This window comes from Pricia sp., from assembly GCF_041745955.1.
Lineage (GTDB): Bacteria > Bacteroidota > Bacteroidia > Flavobacteriales > Flavobacteriaceae > Pricia.
Map to the genome: position 1 here is coordinate 1 of NZ_JBGTHY010000286.1, position 2,369 is coordinate 2,369.

At 42.8% G+C, this 2,369-nt stretch carries 3 protein-coding genes; 1 reads left to right on the plus strand and 2 read right to left on the minus strand.

Translation table 11 applies throughout. From position 1 onward, the window contains the following. Positions 1 to 625: 625 nt before the first annotated feature. Both ACEW8S_RS10525 and ACEW8S_RS10530 read right to left on the minus strand, forming a co-directional pair. Positions 626 to 988, minus strand: a complete 363-nt coding sequence (locus ACEW8S_RS10525; RefSeq protein ID WP_373518111.1) for a hypothetical protein — start codon at positions 986 to 988, stop codon at positions 626 to 628. Beyond that, positions 945 to 1,784: a VOC family protein gene (locus ACEW8S_RS10530; RefSeq protein ID WP_373518112.1), complete on the minus strand. Its 840-nt coding sequence runs from the start codon at positions 1,782 to 1,784 to the stop codon at positions 945 to 947. The genes ACEW8S_RS10525 and ACEW8S_RS10530 overlap by 44 nt, the downstream gene beginning before the upstream one ends. A gap of 472 nt (positions 1,785 to 2,256) precedes the next feature. Here ACEW8S_RS10530 and ACEW8S_RS10535 point away from each other — a divergent pair. Continuing rightward, on the plus strand, positions 2,257 to 2,369 hold a 113-nt coding region (locus ACEW8S_RS10535; RefSeq protein ID WP_373518113.1), incomplete at its 3' end, for a lmo0937 family membrane protein.

Below are 2,369 nucleotides of genomic sequence, written 5' to 3' on the forward strand. Positions count from 1 at the left end.
CATCGGAGGGTTGAGTAGCTATAACTCGGGAACCCACGAAATTTTCCTAAGGTTCCAGTGGATTTCGCAAATCACAAAGATAAAATCACCCAGATTTTTCTAACTGACTTCATTTCTGCATTCAAGAAGTACTTGAACAACAATCGTACACCTCTAGCAGGAAAACTGTGGCATCGATAGAGCGTTCCGACATCTCGAATTGACGGGATTCCAATGGGTAGGAAAAAGTTCGGTTGCATTTCGGTCTCAAAACCTGATTATTCTAAAAAATATATGTTTTACCGCCAGATCTTCTCTGCTTTTTAACCTCTGGTTCATTGAAAATGCAAAAGGCAAAAGTTAGCAATTGGGGGGCGATTAGTGGAATAATATAAATATCGAATTTATAATAATTATTGCCTGCGTTCGTTCTAACGGTGCTTTGGGTGCGTTAATTTTTTTCAAGGAATTTCCTGGTTCGTGTGTTCTACGAATTGCTGATGTAGCCTTATAAGGGTCTCTTAACGTAAGATACCCTTTTTTTATTTTTTCGGGTTAAATTGATTTTAACTTTTGGGGTTGCACGCCCCAGACAGCTTTAACTTAGGGATAGTTATGTTTTTCCACCCGATGGCCCCCGTTTTAATTACGAAGTTTGTTCCAGGGCCCTTTGCGTTACCATAACGCCCATGACGTACTCTTCCATACTTCCGTGCAACAGGATGAATTTGGCAAGTTGCCGTCTGGCACTTTCCAGATAGGAATCCACAAGCCTCTTTTTTTCCCTTAGGGAAGCAATGATTTCGGTGTTGGTCCTGGTCATGTCCTCCAGCCCGTCCCGCAAGCCCTCCCTGCGCTCGAAAAGACCGGGGGTCTTGGGTTCGTAGAGATACGATGTCAATTGGTCCCGGAAGCGGTCTACATCCTTTTGGTTTCGTTCCAGTCGCAATACCAAGGCGTTCCTTTCAGTTTCCCGTACGGCGGGATGACGTTCTATTAATGATTTCATGGGATACGGGTTTAGGTTGTAAGAGCATGTGTCGGTTTGGTAGGACATACCGGGATTTATTTTTTGGGCCTCTCAGGGTTACGAAAAAAAAGGGATCCAAAATAAACAGGAACGACGTTCGGTCAAAAAACCGTTGTACAATAACGGGCGGTCGATCATAATATTGTACGATGGTTTCGGTCATTTTCTGCTTACCACGGCCAAATTCAGGACCTCTATGTATTTTATGTTCCGCATAGTTCATTGGGGGAACTAAGGAAAAAATACTGTTCTTCAATTCGGACCCTTCCAAAAGCTTAGGTAATCTGTGGAGGCTTTGATTTTGATACACTTGTCTCATCCGGTAGGGTTCTTCCAGTTCTTTCATGGTCTCTTCGTTCTGGTCCCTGAAATTCACCATCCACTTTACCCCGAACCTGTCGGTCAAGCTTCCATAGAAGTCCCCCCAAAATTGGTTCTGTAGGTTCATCTCGGTATCGCCGTCCTCGGAAAGTGATTTAAACAGGTAATCCGCTTCTTCCCTGCTCGTCGGGCTGAGCATAATAAACACATTGTTGCCCTTAACGAGACCTTGCCCTGCGGATTCCACCATATCCGAGGCCATTAGAACGGTGTCGTCACCGATAGGCAATGAAATATGCATTATTTTTTCCCGCTCAGTTTCCGAGAGGTTTTGGCTTTCGGGGCCATCCGCCATTGTCAACCGGGCAATAAATTCCCCGCCAAAGACGGACCTGTAGAAATCGAACGCTTCCTGGGCCTGGCCCTCGAAGTTTAAATAGGTATGCACTTTCATGATTTTAAATTTTCCAGTATAGTAATCTTTATAACGTGGTTTCCAGTTTTATGGAATTCGAACTTCTAACATCCGCTTGCCCCAAATTTATGGATTATCTAGACTTTAGACGATTATAGTTGTCAATCAATGCCTCGAAACCCTTCGGGCCTTCTCATCGCTGATAAAATCCAGTACAATGATATGTTTTGAGAGATATCCCCATCAAGATGTTGACTTTCTCGTTAATAGGAAAACCACCTTCCTTCAGGTTACCAAGGAAAGCTTCACTGTTTCATAAAACGAAGGTTTAGTAGTACTATTATGAAAAGGTCAATGGTGTAATTAAACCTACCATTATTTAGACTCTTCACAGATTAAAAATTGTTGTTTACGGCCATCTATTTTACAGTTCATCGATTATACGGCCATGGGCTGGAACTAACTTAGGTTTTTTGCTATATTAGGCCAATAATCTAAAACCGTAAAAGTTATGAGGGACATTGTATGGATAATTATCGTAATCCTAGTTATAGGATGGTTGGTCGGTTTTTTCGCCTTTCCAGCCGTCGGGGGAATCATACACGTTATCTTGGTGATAGCGGT

Bases quoted from the DNA above. Each gene is read 5' to 3' on its own strand.
- ACEW8S_RS10525 (WP_373518111.1), bottom strand. From the start codon at position 988: ATGAAATCATTAATAGAACGTCATCCCGCCGTACGGGAAACTGAAAGG.
- ACEW8S_RS10530 (WP_373518112.1), bottom strand. From the start codon at position 1,784: ATGAAAGTGCATACCTATTTAAACTTCGAGGGCCAGGCCCAGGAAGCG.